This is a genomic window from Streptomyces sp. NPDC006435, assembly GCF_040612315.1.
Lineage (GTDB): Bacteria > Actinomycetota > Actinomycetes > Streptomycetales > Streptomycetaceae > Streptomyces.
Genome location: NZ_JBEXPY010000004.1, coordinates 342377 through 361825, shown reverse-complemented (window position 1 = coordinate 361825; position 19449 = coordinate 342377). Strand labels below are relative to the sequence as shown.

The following is a 19449-nucleotide window of genomic DNA, read 5'->3' as shown; positions in this document are numbered from 1 at the left end:
GGCCTGTTCATCGAGGCGATCACCGACCAGGGGGTGAGCGCCGAACCGGTCGCCATGGTCCAGCGCCTCATCCAGCAGCAGGTGGACGCCGGCCATGGGACGGAGGGATTCGCCCGCATCATCGAGAGTCTCAAGCACTCCGGCGCATGAGTGGTCGTCGAGCAGCTCCGCGCCCGTCCGACGGCATCCGGACGGCCGGGCCGGACCGGGCCGTGGTGACGGTGACGTGCCCGGTCGACAACTGCCCTGCCCCGCGCACCCTGGTGAGGTGGCGCGAGGCAGGGGTCGGATGCCGGTGACGGTCGGTCATGCCGGTCCGTGCATCGGTGCGAGGGGAGGGCTGCGGTCAGCCCACCGGGTGGAAGTTGATGCGTTCCCGCACGACGGGGAAGCCGGCCTTGGCGAAGTTCGCGGCCATGGGGAAGTTGCCCCGGTCCGTCGCCCCGCTGATGAACTCCGCGCCCTGCTCCACCAGGAAGTGGGTGCACTCGGCGAGGAGGTCGTGGGCGTAGCCGCGACCGCGGTGTTCCGGGAGGACCCCGATGAAGCCGATGGTCGGGCCGGAGGGGTTGTGGGCCGGGATGTGGATGCCGGCCAGGTCGCCCTCCGGGGTGTGCGCGACCTGCCACCACTCCCGCGGGGAGGGGCACCAGTGGAAGAAGTCGATCTCCTCCTGGGCCGCCTGGTCGAGGCCGCCCTCTCCGATGGCCTTGAGCGCGTGGGCGTCCAGGGTGGCGGAGTGGATGCGGCGCAGCGCGTCGAAGAACACCGCGTCGTCGGGTTCGGCGCGGAATCGCAGGCGTCCGGGCCGCTCGGGCAGGCCCCGGTCCGGGGTCCAGCGGTACAGGAAGCGTTCCACCAGGAGCTCGTACCCGGCGGCCCGGACGGCGGCGAAGCGCGCGTCGGCGGCGGCACGCAGAGCGGGCTCGTCCCGCCAGCCGCCGGGCAGGTTGATTTCGAGTCCGACCCGCCAGGGAGCGGAGCGCAGGAGCTCGGCCCCCGCCTCCTCCTCGCCCTCGGCCACGTCGAACCAGTTGATGTTGACGGGCTCCGGGTCGTCGGGGCCGCCCCACCACGCACCGCGTGCGACGACCTCGCCGTCGCGCAGGGCGACGCGCATCCACTCGGTACGGAATCGGGTGAGCCGATGGGCCTCACGGGCGCCCAGCGGGTCGGGCAGTGCGTCGAAGAGATGGGCGTCGCTCGTGGAGAGCGCGCGGATGACCAGATCGGTCATGGGATGTTCCTCCGGGATGAGGGCTGCTCGGAGCGCTCCCGGTCAGAACTGACGAACCACGCCGGGACAGCGGAAAAGGGAGCGCTGGAAAGGTGTGAACTGCACGGCACTCGCCTCCTTCCGTTCATGTCGGGGCGTGGAGCCACACAGTAGGCGATCTTCAGGGACCCGTCCACGGATTTCTCATGGTTCAGATTTCGGACAGCAGCGCCGGCAGTTTGCGCATGTCGTCGAAGACGACGGTGTCCGGGCCCTCCAGCCAGTGCGCCGGGGTCAGGCCACCCGCGTAGCCGAGTGCCCGCATTCCGGCCGAACGGGCCGCCTGCACACCGTATTTGCTGTCCTCGACGACGACGCACGCGGCGGGGGAGACGCCCATCTGCCGGGCGGCGTGGAGGAAGAGGTCGGGGGCCGGTTTGCCGTGGGCGACCTCGGTCGCGCTGAAGATGCGGCCCTCGAAGCGCGCGTGGAGCCCGGTGTGGCCGAGGGTGTGGCGCATCTTCTCGTGGCTGCCGCTCGATGCCACGCAGGTGGGCAGCGTGAGGGCGGCCAGTGCCTCGTGAATGCCGTCGACCGCGACGAGTTCGGCGTCGCCTGCGGCCCGGTGGAGCTCCTCGTAGCGCTGCTGCCAGGCGGCGGACCGGCCGGGCAGACGGGCTTCGATCAGCTCGCCGATGGACTTGTTCGACCGGCCCACGAACTTCTCGACGACCTCGTCCGCCGTCAGCGGCCAGCCCAGTTCGGCGCCCACCTGCACCTCGATGCGGACGGCGATCCGTTCGCTGTCGACGAGCACACCGTCGCAGTCGAATATGACGAGTTCGGGAGGAGTGGTCATCCGGCCAGGATAGGACCGGCCCCTTGCGCCGGACTTTCCCCCGGCCCTTCCCCGGACCCTTCCGCCGAAGCCGAGCAGGTCACAGGCCCAGACCGGTACCGGGGCCCCGGACCACGCCCAGTGGTGGGGCGCAGGCGTTCCTCCGGGGCCGGGTGGGGCGTGCCGCCGACAGCGCCCCGGGCGCCGGGCCGGTGGAGGACGGACTCATCTCCCGCATGCAGGGAGTCCGGACGCTGCTCGGCCTGGTGACCGCCGTCCGGCTGGTCGTGGCCTGCCCCTGAGCAGTGGCAGGGAGGAATTCATGCTCGGCACGTTCGCCGAACCGGCGGCCGGGGCCGCGCGGTGGCGTCACGGCGCTACGGCGTGCGCTCGCGGGAGCGGACGCGGCCGGGAACGATGAGGGACGCCCCCGGAAAGTCCGCGAACGCCTGCCTGCTGTGTACGAGCATCTCGCGCACCGAGGGGTTGTGCGCGCTCTTCCAGACCAGGGCGAGCAGCGCCGGAGTCTCGACGTCGACGACGGTGCGGGCGGTGAGCCGGTCGCGGTGGCCCGCGGCCATCGAGTCGCTGAGGACGGCCACGCCGAGCCCGCGGGCGGCGAGGTCGGCAATGGCGTCCGCGGCGCTGGCCTGCAACGCGATCGTGGGCCGGAGGCCCTGCGCGGCACAGGCATGGTCGAACACCGCGCGCAGGCCGGTGCCGGGGGGCATGCATACGATCGGGTGGGCGACCAGGTCGCGCAGGGTGACTTGGCGCCGTTCCGCCAGGGGGTGTCCGGCCGGGACCGCCGCGACGAGCCGTTCGCTGATGATCGTCAGCGCTTCCAGCCCGTCGGGGGCGGCTGCCGCGGCCCCGACGAGGGCCAGGTCGACAGCGCCGGTGCGCACCCCCTCGGCGAGCCGGTCGGAGCTGTCCTCCAGCAGTGAGATCTCCACGCCGGGATGTGCCTCGTGGAATGCGGCGAGGGCGTCGAACAGCGGGGTGAGCGTGCAGCCGATGACCATCCCGACGGTGAGCCGTCCCCGGACCAGGTCGGTCACCTCGTCCACCGCCCGGCCGACCGCCCCGGCCGCGGCGAGTGCGGCATGGGCGTGTTCGAGCGCGGCCTTCCCCGCGACGGTGAGGGTGACGGTCCGGGACGAACGGTCGAACAGCTCGGCACCCAGTTCCCGTTCGAGCTGGCGGATCTGGGAGCTGATGCCGGACTGGCTGATGTGCACACGCTCGGCCGCGCGGGTGAAGTTCTGTTCCTCGGCGACCGCGACGAGGTATTCCAGCTGCCTCAGTTCCATGACTACAGATTCTAGTTTGTAGAAAATCCATCTGTTGGACTTCTGGCCGGCGGGCGGCCAGGCTGAGAAACACCGGAGCCCGACGTCAGGAGGAACCCATGCCGGAGTACGAGAAGGCCATGCGGCCCGAGGACATCACCCGCTTGTTCGTCGAGCGGTCCAACGCCGGTGACGCGGCCGGGGTCGCCGCGCTCTACGAGGAGGACGCGGTGCTGGCCCACCCGCCCGGCGAGCTGACGGTGGGGCGGGACGCGATCCGCGCGTTGTGGGAGAAGGTGCTGGCCGGCGGCCCCCGCTTCGAGCAGGAACAGCCGCTGCCGACGTTGATCAGCGGCGACATCGCCCTCACCTCGACCCCGCCGAAGGACGGGGCCGGTGCCCGGGCGCAGGTCGTCAGGCGCCAGCCCGACGGAAGCTGGCTGCGCCTGCTCGACCAGCCCGAGTTCGTCCCGCCCGCCCGCTGACGGGCGCCCCGGGCGGGCCGATTACCGTGAGTGAAAGCAGGTGTCGACCCGTCGGAGGAGGGAGCGCCCGATGATGCCGCCGTTCTGTGTCGTGTGCCGTGTCCCGTACCAGCATTCAGGCTTTGACTACGAGGACTTCACCCTCGTGGGTTTCCGGCCCGTACGGACGTATCCGGACGACTGGGCGGGCCACCCGGAGCACTGCGAATGGTTCTGCCCCTCGCACCTGCCTCTCACGGAGGGCCTGACACATCTGCCGGCCGCGGAGGCCCTGACGCACATCCGGGCGAACCTGCGCGACCGGGAAAGCCGGGACCGGGAGTCGTACGACGACGGCTGCCGGGACAGCACCCTCCCCGGCGGCCGGACGGCCGGGGCGGCGGAAGAGGCACCGGACCGCGCGGGCGGCCTCCACCCCGAAGCCCACCCGCCGGGCGGCTCCGGGCCGATCCCCGTACCGGCGGGGCTCGTGCTCCTCGTCGGCCCGCCGGCTTCCGGCAAGACCAGCTTCGTGCGGGCACTGATCGCGCACGGCCGGATCGACGAGGACGCCGTGGTCTCCAGCGACGAGATCCGCGCGGAACTTCTCGAAGCCCCGCCCACCACCGCGGACTTCGACACGGACTCCGACGAAGCGGATGCCCGGATCTTTGGGGAACGGGACCGCAGGATCGTCGCCCGGCTCGCCGCCGGACGCACCGCGGTCGCCGAGTCCACGAACGTCACCCCGCAGGCGCGCGCCCGGCTCATCGCCGTCGCCAGGCGCTTCGATGTCCCGGTGACCATGCTGCGGTTCGCCCCGGACCTCGACCTGCTCCTCCGGCAGAACGCGGAGCGGGGCCGTACCGACACCACCGCCGAGGACGTCCGTACCTACGCCGCGGTCATGGCCCGCCACGCCCGGCCCGGCCAACTGCGCGCCGAGGGAGCGAACGCCGTCCACGACGTCCCCGGACGCGCTCAAGGAGCCACGCCCGCCGAGGCCGCGGCCCGCTTCTCGTTCGCCCGGCGATTCGAGGCGTCCGGTGGTGGGGTGCGCCCGGACTGAAGGCCGAAGCCGGCACGATCGCCCCGCCGACGCGTGACGGCCCGTCCTCGCAACGGCCCCTCCCGGCAACGGGATCCCTCCTCGTGACGGCGGCCCCTCGCCGAAAGCCCTTCGATGCGGGCCCGCCACTCCGGTCGTGACACACTGCTCTCGATCGATCACCATCCGTGGCGAAGTGCGAGGTGCTGTTGTGTCGTTCATTCCCGATGATCTTGAGTACACCAGGGAGCACACCTGGAAGAGGGACGAGGGGGATGGCACGTTTTCGATCGGCATCACCGACTACGGTCAGGAGAAGCTGGGGGAATTCGTCTTCGTCGAGCTGCCCGAGGTCGGCAGGCGAATGATGGCCGGGGAGGCCGTCGGCGTCGTGGAGTCGGTGTCCGACGTCCTCCGCGTGCAGACCCCCAGGGCCGGTGAGGTGGTCGCGACGAACCCCGAACTCGACTCCTCGCCCGAGTTGCTGAACAGCGATCCGTATGGCGAGGGCTGGCTGTTCCGCATCATGCCGGAGGACGGGGCCCCCACCCATGGAGTGATCGACGCCGCCACGTACGGGGAAATGTTCGGCTGACCTCGAAGATTCGTGGGGGACCTCTGCCGAACGGCATAGAGGGCCGGTCCGGTGGTGTGATCCTTGTGCCGATCGGCGGATGGGCTCCCGGGGGTTCCGAGGGCGAGGCTTGAGCCGTTCAGACGAACGCGGCAGCACAAGCCCCCTGCGGAACACGGGAGTTCATCATGCGCAACACCGCAATCGGTGCCACGGCCGTCCTCGCGGTCCTCGCCGGACTGGTCGCCGCCGGCCCCGCGCCCGCGGCCCCGGCCACCGCGAAAGGCACGGAGACCGCGAAGGCCGCGGAGACCGCGAAGGCTGCGAAGGCCGCGAAGGCCGCGAGCGTCCGCGGGAAGGGGCGGATCGCCTACATCGAGTCGCTCGACCACGACATCCGCTTCAGCATCGACGCCCGACAGAAGCCGTTCACCCGGCCGTTGCCCGAGGTGCTCCCCAACGGGCTGGCCACGGACGCCGAGGGCGTCCTGAAGTTCAGCCACACCACCCCGGACGGATTCCGGGGCTGGGCGGAGGCGAAGGTGGACTGCCTGGTCACCAGCGGGCGGACGGCGACCCTGACCGCGGTCGTGGACAAGTCGAACGTCGAGGAGACCGGTACCCGGCTGGGCATCAGCGTCCAGCAGGGCACCGACGGCGAACCGGACCGGCTCGGCTTCTCCTGGGGCGTGGTGAACATCGACCCCGCGAACCTCGACGAGGAAGGCCGCCCCAACCGGTTGCAGGCCGGGTCGTGCATGGCGCCCGCACCGTTCACGACCGTGACCAAGGGCGGTTTCGAGGTGGTCCACGCCGAGATCCGGAAGACCCCCACGGCAGCTCCGGTGCGGTGAACCGCCGTGGACGCGGCGTGGCTGCCCCGTGGGTCTCGTGCCCACTGCCCCGTGCGCGTCCCGCCCGTTGCCCGGGCGGCGCGCCGTGCAGCGCTCCGCTCGGGCAGCCATGTCGTCATCGGTGACGGCGGCGACAGGCACACCCTCGCCCACGAACCCACCCACGTCATCCAGCAACGACAGGGCCCCGTCGCCCGGACCCACGGCGTGGGTCCTCGGCCGGTGCAGTGGGCGGAGCCTCCCAAGCGGTCACCGGAATCCGGGTGGGGGAGCCGGGGGTCAGTCGGTTTCGATGTCGCGGGCGGCGAAGATCTCCGCCGCGTCCGGCGCCGCCAGGACGCCGTCCTCCACGAAGGTGACCTCCCGCAGGTTGGGCAGCAGGGCGAGGTCGTCGAGCGAGCGGACGTCGAACAGGTCGTCCTCGCCGTCCCAGGCGGGAGCGCAGTGCCGGAAGACCTCCGCCCCGGCGTCGAAGCACAGCTCCTCGACGCGGGCGAGCAGCTCGGCGGGGATCTCCAGGGCCTCGAAGTGGGCCCGGGGCTCCGGCAGCACCTCCGCGTGGAGGCCGTTCCCCAGGACGTGGGACGCGGGATCGGTGATCCCCCGCTCGGCCAGTCGCTCGGCCAGGTCGAAGACCGGGAGGAGCGGCTCGGGGCCGTACATGAGCTCTTCGACGACAAGAAGCTTGAGGTTGAAGTCGCGGAACTGGCTCATGGCACATGAGTACCACGGAGGTACGACACGGGCCCTCCGCGGCAGGGCCAGGCCAGGCCAGGCCGTGCCAGGTCCCGGGCGGAGGGCCCGGAGGTCCTGTTCAGGTCGTCGTCGGGTCGGTCCAGGTGATCTCGAAGTACCTGACGCGTTCGTCCTCCCCGGCCGGTCGCATACCGGCTGCGGTCATGACGTGCTGGGACGCGGTGTTGTCGTGGTCGGCGTCGCCCTTCACGCGGGTGGCGCCGTGCGCCCGCGCGAACAGCAGCAGCTCGCGGAGGGCCTCGGAGGCGTACCCCTTGCCCCGTGCCGACGGGACGAGGCCGTAGCCGATCGTGACGCTGCCGTTCTCGTCCATGGGCCCGTGGAAGCCCACGCCGCCGATCGCCCGGCCGTCCTCGCGGCGACGTATCTCGTAGTTGCCGAACGGCCGGGGATCACCGGTGTCCGCACAGGCGTCCAGAAAGCGCCGGGCGGCGAACACGTCCCCGTCGGCGGGATATCCGGGCGCCCACCGGGCCTCGCCGTCCGGCTCGCCCGCCACCACTCGCTCGGCGTCGCCGACGGTCATCGGATGAAGCACGAGCCGCGCTGTCACAAGATCGCTCATGGTCGGGAGGAGTATCACGCGGGACGACCGCACCGCACTCGGATTGTCCGGCGGTTGTCCTGCGGTTGTCCGGCGGGGCACCCCGGCCGCAGCACGAGAACGGTCCCACCTGCCCCGGCCCGGCCGCGGCAGGTGGGACCGGCCGGTGCGGCTCAGCGAGTCCGGTAGCGCGCGTAGATCAGTCCGCTGGCGAAGGCGCGCTCCTCGACCAGTTCGAGATCGAGGCGCACGCCGTCGGGGAAGAACCGCTTGCCGCCGCCGACCACGCTCGTGGTGAGGAACAGGTGGTACTCGTCCACCAGGCCGGCCGCGATTGCCTGGGCCGCCAGGGTCGGGCCGTCGACGGTGAGGTCGTGATCGGCATCGGCCTTGAGCTTTTGCACCGCCACCGGGTCGAAGGTCCGCTCGATCCTGGTCTTCGCGCTGGACACCGAATCGAGCGTCGTGGAGTACACGACCTTCTCCGCCGCCTGCCAGTCACGGGCGTACTGAAGGATGTGCGGCGGCTGGTCGGGCTCGGTGTGCGCGGTTTCCCAATAAACCATCGTCTCGTACATCCGCCGGCCGTAGAGGTACGTGCCGACGGGGCGGAAGAGGTCGTTGATGAAGGTGTGCACCTCCTCGTCCTCGGCCCCGGTACCGAGGTCGCCCTCCGCCGCCTCCGCGTAGCCGTCGAGCGAGGTGACCATCGAGTAGATGAGCTTTGCCATGCGTCTCCTTCGGGTACGAGCGTGTCAGTCCGTGACCGTCCTGCGGATGATGACTTCCGCACGGCCCGGAACTCATCGGCCGGTTGGTGGAGTTGAGGGCACTCAGGGAGTGAAGGCGTGTTCGGTGAACTGGCCGCAGGAGCGGAATCCCAGGCGGCGGTAGACGGGTTCTCCGTCGACCGATGCCTGGAGGACCGCGATGCGGTGGTCCTGTTCGCGGGCTGTGCGGAGGGCCGCGAGTGTGATGGCACCGCCGTGGCCCCGTCGGCGATGGGCGGCCAGGGTGGAAATGTTGTAGATACCGGCGACTCCCGCATGGAGGAACACTTCGGCCGAACAGACCGGGCGGCCCGCCACGTAGCCGACCAGGTACCGGGCCGGGCAGTCCGGGGCCAGGGCCTGCGGGGCGGCCCGGGCGAAGAAGTGGCGGACGGTGTCGGCGGGCGGGTCCCAGTTCGCGGCGAGGACCGTTGCGTAGTCCGCGAGCTGCCCGGGCGTGGTCACCTTCTGGATGTCCAGCCCCTGGGCGGCGGGCAGGGGCGGACTGTCGTCCAGCTCGGCCCACATCGCCGTCTCGCGTTCGGACGCGGGCAGACCGGCCGCCGTCAGGAGGACGCCGAGGTCCGGCGGCGTCGAGGCGGGCCCCACCCACCAGGAGAAACTGCGGCCGGTCCGGGCCAGGGCCCGAGCGGTCCCGGCGATGCGCGCCGTGGCGTCGGCGGCGGTGAACCGGGCGGCGGCGACGATGTTGAAGGTGTCGTCGTCCAGGCCGCTGTCGGCGACCAGGAGGTCACCGGTCTCCGTGACGGTCGCACCGGTCATGCTCCGGTGCAGGTGGCAGGCATGTTCCGCCAGGTTCCGTTCCATCCTGTCCGTCAGGTCGGCTTCACTGGGGAAAAGATCGTTCATAGTGATTGATCCCAGCACGGCCGGGCGAGGGCCGCATGCGGTTTTGGTCGTCCGTCGGCGGTGTCGCGTCGTCGGTCGTGCAGGCGCGGCAGTAGTGGCCCGGGTCGGGGGAGCGGAAGGCGCGGTCGCACCGGTCGCAGTTCCGGAGTGGGACGACGGGGGGTGCGGGGGCGGGCGGCGGGGGCGGCAGGAGAGCGGTGAGGCGGTACCGGAGGAGCTTGGCCGGGTGCCGCAGGGGGTCGGGGAGGTCGTCGGTGAGGGCGCGGCGGAGGTCCGCCGGAGTGGCACCGCGTTCGAACCAGGCGGCTGCGGCAGGGGCGAGCCGGTCGACGTCCTGCGCGGTGAGGGTGATGCGGGACGTGTGGTGGTGCAGCCCGGCCAGTAACTCCGTCGCCGCGTGCAGCAGCGGGGACGGCGGAGAGGACGGTTGCGGTGCCGATGCCGGTGGGGCCTTCGTCACGGGAGGTGCAGGCGGTGCGGGCGGTGTGGACGTTACGGACCGTACGGGGGTGGGCTCGGGCGCCGGGGCCGGTACGGGAGTCGGCGCGGAAGCCGGTACGGGAGTCTGTACGGGGGCCGGGGGCGCGACCCGGACCGGGCGCGGGGCCGGGTTCGGGGGAGCGTCGGTGTGCGGCTGGTTGTACGAGTAGGTGCGGGTGACGACCCGGCCGTCGTCGAGGCGCTCGCGGACGCGGCGCAGGAAGCCGTGGACCTCCAACTCGCGCAGCGCGGCGGCGATGCGGGCCTCGCTGTCGGGGAAGCGCTGGGCGAGGAACTTGATGCCGATCCGCGCACCCGGGGGAAGCGACTGGATGTGGGCCGAGAGCCCGATGGCGAGCAGGGAGAGCTCGCGGTGCTGGGTGAGCTGGTTGCCCAGCACGGTGAAGTGACTGGTGAGCCTGGCCTTGACGTGCATGACGCCGAACTTCGGCGAGGCGTCTGCGGGAACGGGACGTGGAGCGCGCACGGGCGCGCTAACCTGCTGTGTATCCATCAGGAAGCCCTAACTTCCTCGGTGGTCAGGCCCTCGTTCGGGATGCACCCCGGCCGAGGGCCGACTCACGTTTATGGGGTTGTCGCGGCGAGCATATGCCTGCGAACCACCAGAAAATCCAGCTCAGTTGGCAAACCTCACCCGTGTGAGTGACGGGCTCCTACGAGCTGCCAGGGGACCTGCACGTCACTGCGGACAGAGGGTTGGGTTGGGGGAGTTTCTTCTTCCCGAAAGCCTTTAAAGCTTTCTATGTCTGGCCCCGCCGGGTCCCGGTCGACCGGAACGCGGTGCACCGGGTCGCGGCTGTCGCGACCCGGTGCGTGACCAGGTGTGTTGGCGTATCGGGGGTGTGTTCAGCCCTGCTGCGCGTACGTGACGAAGGCCGACCACGCGGCGGGGGCGACGTCGAGGTGGGGACCCTGGACGTTCTTGGAGTCGCGGACGTGGACGGTGGCGGGGCAGGTCGCGACCTCGACGCAGTTACCGCCCTCACCACTGCTGTGGCTCGACTTGTGCCAGTCTGCGGCCACCTCGACGCAGTTGCCGCCGCCGCCACTGCTGTAACTGCTCTTACGCCATTCGTAGGCGACCTCGATGCAGGTCCCACCTTCGCCGCCGCTGTAGCTGCTCTTGAACCAGTGCAGTTGCTCGGTGTTCATAGCTCTCCCAGCATCTTCTCGATCAGCATCAGGGACTCCCTCGGGGTGAGAGCCTGCGCCCGCATGATCCCATAGCGCTCACTGAACAAGCGGACCTCTTCCGGGTCGGTGATGAGGCGGGCGTGCCCCTGAATTTCTGTGTACGCAACCTCGCTGCGCCCCCTCGGTGTGAGCAGGGTGAAGGGGCCGTCCATCGAGGGATGTTCGTCCAGCCTGGTCGGCATGACCTGAAGTTCTACCGTCCGCATTTGGCCGATGCGGCGCAACTGGTGCAACTGGCCGATGTGCACGACGCGCCCGCCGAGGGAGCGTTGAAGGACCACTTCCTCCAGAACGAAGCTGAGGGTTGGCGCGGGCCAACGTTCGAAGATCTGCTGGCGGGCCATCCGGTCCGCGACGCGCTTCTCCAGTGTCTGTTCGTCGAGCAGGGGCCGCCGCTTCGTGAACACCGCCCGCGCGTACTCCTCTGTCTGGAGCAAGCCTGGAATCGCCTGGTTGCTGTACTCATGGAGAGCTACGGAGTCGGCTTCCACTCGGGCGAAGCCCCGGAACCAACCCGGATGCCGGGTCCGCGCCTTCGCCAGCGCCTCCCGTGCCTCGCCCATCGCCGCCTTGAGCACGCCGCCCGCGCCGAGTACGTCGTCCGCCCGGTCCAGGAAGTCCGGCTGGGGGGTCCGTACGCCCCGTTCCATCGCGGAGATCAGGTCCTCCCCGCAGTGCGTCGCGATGCCCAGTTCTCGCTGGCTCATGCCCGCGCGCTCGCGCAGGACCTTGATCTGTTTGCCCAGCGCCCTGAAAAGGTGCGCCGTTCCGTCCGACTCGACCGGCCGCTCCGGCCTCTCTTCGCGTTCCGCGTTCGCCATTCGCCCCGCACCGTTTTCTCTGGTCACCCGGTCACGGCCGACGTCCCGTACGGCCGACGGATCGTGCCCGTACAGCTACTCGGCGTCGTGATGTCAGTCCTGGTCAGCGTACGAGAGTCCGGACACGCTGAGTCACATGAACGCCGAAATCACCCTTGTGGGCGCCGAGTTCGTCCAACGTTTCAGCGCCACCCGTCGCGGTGCGCGGCTCGCCCGCCGACTTGCCGTGCAGCAGCTCGACGCGTGGGGGACGCCGTACGGGAGCGGGCTCTCCGACGCCCTCGCGGTGGTCGTGTCGGAACTGGCGGCCAACGCGGTGGTGCACGGGGTCGTGCCGGGGCGGGACTTCGAGCTGCGGCTCGTCGTGCTGACGGGCACGCTCCGTGTCGAGGTGTCGGACGCACGGGGCGAACGGAGGCCCGAACTGCGGCCCTTCCGGCCCGGTGCGGAATCGGGGCTCGGCCTGCACCTGGTCGAGGGGCTGGCGACGGCGTGGGGCGTGAAGGACCGGGTGGTCGGCAAGACGGTGTGGGCGGAGCTGGCCATGACTCCATGAGCGTGCGTGTACGCGAATATGCGTTTGAGCGCCGGAGGTTGTGGGGCCGATGGTGGCCGTATGAATGATGTGCGTGAGGTGAACCTCTCGGACGGGGTCGTGGCCCTGTCCCCTCCGGGCCCGGACGACGTCGACGCGCACCTGGCGGGCGAGGACGAGCTCCAGGTCCGGTGGCTCAGCGGGAAACCGGCGACCCGGGCCGAGATCGAGACGTACTTCCGCCGCTGTGCCGAACAGTGGTCCACGCGCGGCCCGTTGCGCGCGTTCGGAATCCGGCTGGCCGACCGTTCGGCCCTGGTGGGCTACATCGACCTGCGGTTCGACATGGCGGGCCTGGCGCCGGGCCAGGCCAACATCTCCTACACGCTCTACCCGGACTGGCGGGGCCAGGGCCTGGTGACCCGCGCCGTCCGTCTGGTCTGCCGGTACGCCGCGTCCGAGGGGGTGGCCCAGGCGGTGATCCGGGTGGACCCGGAGAACCCCGCGTCGGCGGCGGTCGCGCGGCGCTCGGGCTTCGTCCACGACAGGCGGATCGTGGAGGAGGACGGGCACCTGAACGACTGGTACCTCCTCGACCTGCCTGCGATCGGCCCGACCGGATGAGGGCGGGGGAGGACAGGGTGGGTCCGTCGGGGCTGTACATCGTCACGGGCGCTCCCGGAGCCGGTAAATCCACCCTGCTGCGGTGCTTGGACGCGTACCCGTTCTGCACCGTCGAATTCGACGAGCTGCCGGACGGGGACGGCCGTCTGCTGGGCATCGACATCACCTCGCCCTCGGCGAGTGCCGTATGGCCCGCCTACAACAAGCTCTGGGCAAGGATCACCGCCATGATGCTCCGGTCCGGCAGCCCCGTACTGCTCCTGTGCCCCTTGACCCCGGACGAGTGGGCGAGCGCGACCGAGGACGGCGGAGTTCCGCCGGATGCCGCATGGGCGCGTCTGGACTGCGCCGACGAGGACAGGCGCGCACGCCTCGCTCCCCGGGGATGGGGGCCCGACCGGATCCAGGACGCGATCGAGGACGCGGAAGCACTCCGGCTCGTGGTGGACCGGGAGTTCACCACCAGTGGCCGTGCCCCTTCCGAGGTCGCCGCCGCCGTTGCCGACTGGATCACCGGCGACGCGGCCCCGGAGGCATGACCGCGGGCGCCCCGGCAGCCGACCCGATCGATGGCCCGTCCGGCACGGGCGGAGGCGCATCAACCACTCCTCGCAAGACGGTGAACGGCTCTAGGCTGATGGCTCTGTCGAGTGATGTGGGGGGAACGCCATGCTGGTCGAAGGACTCATCGCTGCGGCTGCCGCAGGCGGCGGTGCCATCGTTCAGGCCGCGGGAACGGATGCGTGGAACGGGATCCGCGGCGCGGTGGCCCGGCTGATCGGCCGTGGGGAGACGGGGCGCGAGCAGGCGGAGCTGGAGCGTCTGGACCGGACTCGGACAGTCCTGGAGGCCGCGCAGGAGGGGGAGGAGAGCGAGCGGGTGCAGATCGCGCAGGTCGCGGCCTGGCAGACCCGTCTCGAAACCCTCCTGGAAGGACTGCCCGCGGCCGAGCAGGCGCAGGTCGTCGCCGAGCTGGAAGCGCTGGTCGCTCAGGCCGCTGCTGCCCAGCCGGCCGAAACGGTGCACAACGACTTCCGGGGCGCGACCTTCACCCACAGCCAGGTGCAGGGCAGCGGGACCATGACGGTGACGAACAACTTCAACAAGTAGGACAGCGCGTGGGGGCCAAGAACAACGCGAAGCGCAAGGGCAAGAAGGGCGGAAAGGGGGGCGGCAAGGTCCGGGCCGGTGGCGGTACCAGCAACGACTTCCGCGGCGCGGACTTCCAGCACAGCCAGGTCCAGGGAAGCGGCACGATGCAGACGTTCGTGCAGCAGTACGCACCGGTGCCGACCGCCATGGACTCGCTTCCCCCGCGCCGGGCGGATTTCACCGGTCGCGATGACGACATCGCCTTTCTGCTCGGCGTGCTCGATCCCGGGCGCACGGACGGCCTACCGGCCCACGCCGTGCTGTCCGGATGGGGCGGGGTGGGCAAGACCACCCTCGTTCACGCCGCCGGGCACGCCGCGTTCGACCGGGGGTGGTTCACCGGGGTGCTGCTGGTCAATCTCCATGGCTACGACCCGCACCCCTCCCAGGCCGAGGACGCGCTCGAAGCACTGCTGCGCTCGCTCGGCGTGCGACCCGAGCACGTTCCGGCCCCCGGCGCGGGACGACGCGAAGCCCTGTACCGCTCGCAGCTCGCAGCGCGCGAGCGTGCCGGGGAGCGGCTGCTCGTGATCGCCGACAACGCCTCCAGGGTCGATCAGGTTCGTCCTCTCCTGCCCCCGGGGCACCACGGGCTGCTGACCACCTCCCGCCGGTCGCTCCCGGGCCTCGGCCGTATGCGTACCGTCCATCTGCTGCAGCCCGAGGAAGCTGTCGCTCTGCTGCGGGCGGCGTTGTGGCACAACAACCCCGACGATCGCCGGGTCGACGAGGAGCCGGAGGCGGCGCAGCAGGTGGTGGTGGCCTGCGGGTGTCTGCCACTGGCGCTGCAGATCACCGCCGGGCTGCTCGCCAACGATCCGGACCAGCCACTGGCCGAGCGCGCCGAACGGCTCACGAGCGCCGGGCGGCTGGAGGGGATCGACGACGGGGAGCACAGCCTGCGTGCCACCTTCGACCAGTCCTTCGAGAACCTGCTCCCCCAGCAGGCCGAACTGTTCCGGCTCCTGTCCCTCAATCCGGGCCCCGACATCTCCACCGCTGCGGCCGCCCTCCTGGCCGAACAGTCCGAAGCGGCTGTTGAGAAGCTGTTGGGGCATCTGGCAGCGGCCCACCTGGTCGAACGCGGCTCCGTCCGGGGCCGGTGGCAGCTGCACGACCTGCTCCGCGAGTACGCCCATGAACAGGCCACCGCCCAATGCGAACGCTCGCGCCCTTCCAGGCGCCGCTACGACCAGGCCCGCGCCCGCCTCACCGACTACTACGCACGCACCGCTGAAGCTGCCAACACACATCTCGAGGCCGGTCGCGCAGCCGTCGCCCCGCTGTTCACGGGCAGGGAGTCGGCACTGGCATGGCTGGATGCCGAGCGTGAGAATCTGATTGCCACCGCCCACTCCGAAGGCACCGGGGTGACTGCCACCAGGCTTGGTTTCAGCCTCGGCCTGTACCTGGAGAGTCGTCGCCGTCTGCAGGACCTGGTCACGGTCCGCTCCCTCGCACTGGATTCCTGCACGGCGCGGGGAGACATCCGCAACGAAGCCGCCGCCTGGAACAACCTCGGAACCGCTCTGAGCGGAGTGCGGCGTTTCGATGAAGCCATCGACGCCCACCGAAAAGCTCTCGCTCTGTTCCAACAACACGTCGGCCCCCACAGCGAGGCCGGTGCCTGGAGCAATCTTGGTCTTGCTCTGTGCGAAGTGCGGCGTTTCGATGAAGCCATCGACGCCCACCGAAAAGCTCTCGCTCTGTTCCAACAACACGTCGGCCCCCACAGCGAGGCCGGTGCCTGGGGCAACCTCGGTCTTGTTCTGTGCGAAGTGCGGCGTTTCGATGAAGCCATCGACGCCCACCGAAAAGCCCTCACCTTTTATCAGCAACACACCGACTCCCACGGCGAAGCCACCGCCTGGAACAACCTCGGAACCGCCCTGCGCGAAGTGCGGCGTTTCGACGAAGCCATCGACGCCGGTGAGCGGGCTGCGGCGATGCTGACCGAAGAGAGCGACTGGTTCCGTACGGGCGAAGCGTGGAAAGAGCTGGCCACCACGCTGGAAGCCGCCGACGCGGACCCTGGGCGCGTCAAGGAAGCGTGGGAACGTTCTGCCGCCGCCTACACCAGGGCCGGTGCCACTGAAGAAGCGGAAGCCTCGCGCGGGCACGTGGACGGCCCTCCGCCGCAGCAGTCCGCCGAGGAGGATTCGGCCGCGAGTTCCTGACGAAGTGACGGATCGACGGTCCGTCCTGTCGGCCGGGACCCCCGCCGATGTCGTGCACGGTCACCACGTGGGTGCGCGGCCGAGGGGCCCGGCCGGGGCGTCGCAGGATCGGATAGCGTGCGCGGCCATGGGTGAACTGATAGTGATCAGGCACGGCCAGACGGCGTGGAGCCTGTCGGGCCGACACGCCGGCCGGACCGACGTTCCGCTGACCGAGGAGGGCGAGGCGGCGGCCAGGGCCCTCGCCCCGAGGCTGGCACGCCGCCGCCGTCCGGTCGCCGTGTTCAGCAGTCCGCTGAGCCGTGCCATGAGGACGGCCGGACTCGCCGGTCTGACCGACGCCGAGCCCGATCCCGACCTGCTGGAATGGGACTACGGCGGCTACGAGGGACTGACCGCCGAGCAGATCCGCGGGACGAGGCCGGGCTGGGACCTGTGGCGGGACGGTGTCGTCCCCGGCGACGCGGACCATCCCGGCGAGCGGCTCCAGGAGGTGGCCGCGCGGACGGACGCGGTGCTGGACCGCATCCGTCCGCTGCTGGACGACGGTGACGTCGCCGTCGTCGCGCACGGCCATCTCGCCCGCGTGCTCACCGTGCGCTGGCTCGGCCTCGACGCGTCCGAGAGCCGACTGCTCGGGCACCCGCATCCGGGCACCCTCGGTTTCCTGGCCGTCGAGGACGGGCAGCCGATCATCTCCGCCTGGAACGTCCCGTAGCGCGGGCGCCCCGTGCCGGACGGGCCCGGACCCCGGATCCTGACGGTCCGGGGTCCGAGGCCCGACAGCAGCGCCCAGCGCCCAGGGCCCAGCGCTCAGCGCTTGAGTGTGAAGGTGAAGCTCCCGGACAGCCTGCCGGTCAGCCGGGCCACCGAAACGATCTTCCCCTCCGCGATCAGTCTCTCGACCTCGGCCCGCGGGAGGCCGCACCCCTCGGCGATCAGCCGCACCGGCCGGACGGGGATCCGGGCCGCGAAGCGGACCGAGACGTCGGTCGCCCCGTCGCCGGGGGGAACCGGTCCGTCGGTCCCCAGACGCCAGGCGCCCGCCCAGTCGAGGGCGATGCGATTGCGGCGCAGGACGGCCGGGTCCTGGAGCAACTCGGCTGTCAGACCGAGGTCGTTGGCGTGCAGCCGGTCCAGCAGATCGGGCCGTACGGAGCGGACGTTGACCCGCTCCAGGACCGTGAGCTTCGCCGTCTCCCCGCAGGAGGTGCAGAGCACGAGGAGCCATACGTCGATGAGCTTGTGGTTGGCATTGACGCGGAACTTGCCGCTCGCCCGGAAGAGTTCGGCCGCGCAGGTGTGGCAACGGCGGAGGACGAGGGGCAGGCGTGTGGGTATGACAACCCAGTTGTTGAGCACAGAGATACACCGGTTCCAGCGAGAAATCCGCAGCAAGAAGCAGCGCGACGCATGGATGTGCAGGCATGCGTGACGCGCGACCAATCAGCACTCGGGAGGTCTCACAGGGTGTACAACGGTGTGCCCTTCGACGGACGACTCGGACCGGCAGCACGGTAACGACGTACGGCGGCGCCGCTCCACCGGTTTTCGGATGACCCGCCGGCCTGCTGCTCAACTGCTCAATGTGCCGCGGAAGGGTGCCCGGGGGACACCGAACCCGCCGGGGCGGAGGTCCGCACGGATGCGTCGGTGCGCCCGCTCTCGTGCGGCCGATGCGCGCCGTGCACCAGCAGGGCCCAGAGCAGGCAGGCGAACGACGCCGTGTGCAGAAGCGCGCGGACGACGTTCCAGAGCACCCACTTGCTCTCGAAGTCGGCCCGTGTTGCGGCGAGTTGCCCGGCATCGCCGAGGCCGCCCGCGCGCGCGAGCCGGTCGTTGAGGGGGACGTTGACACCGCTGGTGACCATGAAGGCCACCAGATACAGCACCAGCGCGGCGATCAGCCAGGGCAGGGCGGAGCGGCCGTGGCCGCGCCAGGCCAGTACGACGGCGAGACCGAGGAGCGGGATCGCGCCCATGAACGGGAGCATGAAGGCCGGGTTGAGGATGGCCTTGTTGATGCTCCGCATCGCCTCGACGAGGGTGTGGTCGGACGATTTGGCCAGACCGGGCATCACCGCGTAGGCGAAGGCGGCGAACAGTCCGGCCATGAGCCCGGCGGAGAGGGTGGCGGCGATCAGCACGCCGGTCTGCAGGTGTTTCATGAAGCATCCTCCTGGTTCGGCACCACGGCGACGACGCACCCACGGCGAAGCCGTCCGGCTCCACCATCGATCGCGGGGGATTCACCGGCAACGACGCTTTCCGCAGGGCCCGTTAACCTGGCGGTTAACGCGAACGAGGAGCGGCGACGGGACCGGGGGCGGCGTGGAGATCAGGGACATCGAGATCTTTCTGACGCTCGCCCAGGAGCTGCACTTCGGCCGGACCGCCGAGCGACTGCACGTGTCCCCGGCCCGGGTCAGCCAGGCGATCAAGAAGCAGGAACGCCGCATAGGCGGAGTGCTCTTCGACCGCACCAGCCACCACGTCCGCCTCACCCCGCTCGGCCGGCAGCTCTACGACGACCTGCTCCCCGTGCACCGCGGCCTGCGGCAGAGCCTGGAGCGGGCCGAGCTGTCCGCGAAGGGGCAGACCGAGGTGCTGCGCCTGGGCATGATGTCCAGCAACAGCGAGGACCTGCGGCCCCTCCTCACCGGGTTCGCGTCCCGTCGTCCCGGTTGCACCGTGCAGATCCGCGCAGTGGGCTACGACGACCCCTTCTCCGCCCTGCGGCGGGGCACGATCGACGTGCTGCTCGCCTGGCTCCCCATCCGGGAGCCGGACCTCACCGTGGGGCCGGTGGTCTGCACCGAGCCCGTCGTGCTGTGCGTGTCCTCCACCCACCGGCTGGCCGCGCGCGGCTCCGTCTCCTACGAAGACCTCGCCGACGAGTCGGTCCTGACCGGCGCCGCGCCCGATTACTGGCGCGAGTCGCTCATACCCGCGCACACGCCCAGCGGACGGCCGATTCCCCGGGGGCCGTCCGCGATCGACGGCGTGCAGCTGCTCGCCATCGTCAGCAGCGGGGAAGCGGTCTGTCCCGCGCACGCGCACGCACTGCGCTACTACGCCCGGCCCGACATCGCCTACGTTCCCATCCACGACGCCCCGCTCGGCCGTTGGGCCCTGTGCTGGCGCACCAGCGGCGAGACCTCCTCGATCCGTGACTTCGCCGCGGTCGCCGACGACCTCGGCCCGTTGTCCCTGTGACAC

At 70.6% G+C, this 19449-nt stretch carries 25 protein-coding genes and 1 pseudogene; 14 read left to right on the top strand and 12 right to left on the bottom strand.

What is annotated here, in order from left to right:
* Window positions 1–3: 3 nt before the first annotated feature.
* Window positions 4–150: a hypothetical protein gene (locus ABZZ04_RS07660; RefSeq protein WP_356931283.1), complete on the top strand. Its 147-nt coding sequence runs from the start codon at window positions 4–6 to the stop codon at window positions 148–150.
* Between the two features lie 196 nt (window positions 151–346).
* On the opposite strand, the gene ABZZ04_RS07655 is transcribed toward ABZZ04_RS07660, so the two are convergent.
* Together ABZZ04_RS07655 and ABZZ04_RS07650 are read right to left on the bottom strand one after the other, a co-directional pair.
* Window positions 347–1237, bottom strand: a complete 891-nt coding sequence (locus ABZZ04_RS07655; protein ID WP_356931262.1) for a GNAT family N-acetyltransferase — start codon at window positions 1235–1237, stop codon at window positions 347–349.
* Window positions 1238–1427: 190 nt separating this feature from the next.
* Window positions 1428–2075, bottom strand: a complete 648-nt coding sequence (locus ABZZ04_RS07650) for an HAD family hydrolase (RefSeq protein WP_356931260.1) — start codon at window positions 2073–2075, stop codon at window positions 1428–1430.
* Between the two features lie 152 nt (window positions 2076–2227).
* Here ABZZ04_RS07650 and ABZZ04_RS07645 point away from each other — a divergent pair, with 152 nt between their 5' ends.
* Entirely contained in the window at window positions 2228–2356 is a 129-nt protein-coding gene (locus tag ABZZ04_RS07645; protein ID WP_356931259.1) for a hypothetical protein, read from the top strand.
* Window positions 2357–2431: 75 nt separating this feature from the next.
* On the opposite strand, the gene ABZZ04_RS07640 is transcribed toward ABZZ04_RS07645, so the two are convergent.
* Window positions 2432–3367 (bottom strand): LysR substrate-binding domain-containing protein, encoded by a 936-nt coding sequence (locus ABZZ04_RS07640; RefSeq protein WP_356931258.1) that lies wholly within the window; start codon window positions 3365–3367, stop codon window positions 2432–2434.
* Between the two features lie 98 nt (window positions 3368–3465).
* Between ABZZ04_RS07640 and ABZZ04_RS07635 the strand changes: the two genes are divergently transcribed.
* From ABZZ04_RS07635 to ABZZ04_RS07615, 5 genes and pseudogenes are all read left to right on the top strand, one after another.
* Window positions 3466–3831 carry a nuclear transport factor 2 family protein gene (locus ABZZ04_RS07635; protein ID WP_356931257.1) on the top strand — a complete coding sequence of 122 codons (366 nt, stop codon included), beginning with the start codon at window positions 3466–3468 and terminating at the stop codon, window positions 3829–3831.
* A gap of 70 nt (window positions 3832–3901) precedes the next feature.
* Complete coding sequence (locus tag ABZZ04_RS07630) at window positions 3902–4879, top strand: ATP-binding protein (protein WP_356931256.1); 978 nt, start codon at window positions 3902–3904, stop codon at window positions 4877–4879.
* 190 nt (window positions 4880–5069) lie between these two features.
* A complete protein-coding gene (gene gcvH / locus ABZZ04_RS07625) occupies window positions 5070–5453 on the top strand; it encodes a glycine cleavage system protein GcvH (protein ID WP_356931255.1) in 384 nt (127 codons plus the stop codon).
* A 167-nt stretch (window positions 5454–5620) separates the two neighbouring features.
* Window positions 5621–6286 (top strand): hypothetical protein, encoded by a 666-nt coding sequence (locus tag ABZZ04_RS07620; RefSeq protein WP_356931254.1) that lies wholly within the window; start codon window positions 5621–5623, stop codon window positions 6284–6286.
* 51 nt (window positions 6287–6337) lie between these two features.
* Window positions 6338–6487 (top strand): annotated as a pseudogene (locus ABZZ04_RS07615) (DUF4157 domain-containing protein); the annotation flags it as partial.
* Between the two features lie 78 nt (window positions 6488–6565).
* Here the strand turns inward: ABZZ04_RS07615 and ABZZ04_RS07610 are convergent.
* From ABZZ04_RS07610 to ABZZ04_RS07580, 7 genes are all read right to left on the bottom strand, one after another.
* A complete protein-coding gene (locus tag ABZZ04_RS07610) occupies window positions 6566–7000 on the bottom strand; it encodes a hypothetical protein (RefSeq protein WP_356931253.1) in 435 nt (144 codons plus the stop codon).
* 100 nt (window positions 7001–7100) lie between these two features.
* Window positions 7101–7607, bottom strand: coding sequence for a GNAT family N-acetyltransferase (locus ABZZ04_RS07605; RefSeq protein WP_356931252.1), 507 nt, complete (start codon window positions 7605–7607; stop codon window positions 7101–7103).
* A gap of 152 nt (window positions 7608–7759) precedes the next feature.
* Window positions 7760–8317 (bottom strand): dihydrofolate reductase family protein, encoded by a 558-nt coding sequence (locus tag ABZZ04_RS07600; RefSeq protein WP_356931251.1) that lies wholly within the window; start codon window positions 8315–8317, stop codon window positions 7760–7762.
* A 102-nt stretch (window positions 8318–8419) separates the two neighbouring features.
* Window positions 8420–9184 carry a GNAT family N-acetyltransferase gene (locus tag ABZZ04_RS07595; RefSeq protein WP_356931282.1) on the bottom strand — a complete coding sequence of 255 codons (765 nt, stop codon included), beginning with the start codon at window positions 9182–9184 and terminating at the stop codon, window positions 8420–8422.
* Window positions 9185–9203: 19 nt separating this feature from the next.
* Complete coding sequence (locus ABZZ04_RS07590) at window positions 9204–10193, bottom strand: hypothetical protein (RefSeq protein ID WP_356931250.1); 990 nt, start codon at window positions 10191–10193, stop codon at window positions 9204–9206.
* A 380-nt stretch (window positions 10194–10573) separates the two neighbouring features.
* Window positions 10574–10879, bottom strand: coding sequence for a DUF397 domain-containing protein (locus tag ABZZ04_RS07585; RefSeq protein WP_356931249.1), 306 nt, complete (start codon window positions 10877–10879; stop codon window positions 10574–10576).
* Window positions 10876–11742: a helix-turn-helix transcriptional regulator gene (locus tag ABZZ04_RS07580; RefSeq protein WP_356931248.1), complete on the bottom strand. Its 867-nt coding sequence runs from the start codon at window positions 11740–11742 to the stop codon at window positions 10876–10878. Before ABZZ04_RS07580 ends, ABZZ04_RS07585 begins: the two co-directional genes overlap by 4 nt.
* 136 nt (window positions 11743–11878) lie before the next feature.
* Here ABZZ04_RS07580 and ABZZ04_RS07575 point away from each other — a divergent pair, with 136 nt between their 5' ends.
* The 6 genes from ABZZ04_RS07575 (at window position 11879) to ABZZ04_RS07550 (ending at window position 16948) form a co-directional block, all read left to right on the top strand.
* Entirely contained in the window at window positions 11879–12298 is a 420-nt protein-coding gene (locus ABZZ04_RS07575; protein ID WP_356931247.1) for an ATP-binding protein, read from the top strand.
* A gap of 60 nt (window positions 12299–12358) precedes the next feature.
* A complete protein-coding gene (locus tag ABZZ04_RS07570; RefSeq protein ID WP_356931246.1) occupies window positions 12359–12901 on the top strand; it encodes a GNAT family N-acetyltransferase in 543 nt (180 codons plus the stop codon).
* Window positions 12902–12918: 17 nt separating this feature from the next.
* Window positions 12919–13440 carry a hypothetical protein gene (locus ABZZ04_RS07565; protein WP_356931245.1) on the top strand — a complete coding sequence of 174 codons (522 nt, stop codon included), beginning with the start codon at window positions 12919–12921 and terminating at the stop codon, window positions 13438–13440.
* 130 nt (window positions 13441–13570) lie between these two features.
* Window positions 13571–14011, top strand: coding sequence for a hypothetical protein (locus ABZZ04_RS07560; RefSeq protein WP_356931244.1), 441 nt, complete (start codon window positions 13571–13573; stop codon window positions 14009–14011).
* Between the two features lie 8 nt (window positions 14012–14019).
* Window positions 14020–16230, top strand: a complete 2211-nt coding sequence (locus ABZZ04_RS07555; protein WP_356931243.1) for a tetratricopeptide repeat protein — start codon at window positions 14020–14022, stop codon at window positions 16228–16230.
* A gap of 127 nt (window positions 16231–16357) precedes the next feature.
* Window positions 16358–16948 (top strand): histidine phosphatase family protein, encoded by a 591-nt coding sequence (locus ABZZ04_RS07550; protein WP_356931242.1) that lies wholly within the window; start codon window positions 16358–16360, stop codon window positions 16946–16948.
* Window positions 16949–17043: 95 nt separating this feature from the next.
* Here the strand turns inward: ABZZ04_RS07550 and ABZZ04_RS07545 are convergent, their stop codons facing one another.
* On the bottom strand, window positions 17044–17592 hold the full coding sequence (locus tag ABZZ04_RS07545) for a DUF1062 domain-containing protein (RefSeq protein WP_356931241.1): 549 nt from the start codon (window positions 17590–17592) through the stop codon (window positions 17044–17046).
* Between the two features lie 221 nt (window positions 17593–17813).
* Entirely contained in the window at window positions 17814–18398 is a 585-nt protein-coding gene (locus ABZZ04_RS07540) for an anthrone oxygenase family protein (protein ID WP_356931240.1), read from the bottom strand.
* Window positions 18399–18561: 163 nt separating this feature from the next.
* On the opposite strand from ABZZ04_RS07540, the gene ABZZ04_RS07535 reads away from it, so the two are divergent.
* A complete protein-coding gene (locus tag ABZZ04_RS07535) occupies window positions 18562–19446 on the top strand; it encodes a LysR family transcriptional regulator (protein ID WP_356931239.1) in 885 nt (294 codons plus the stop codon).
* Window positions 19447–19449: the final 3 nt, after the last annotated feature.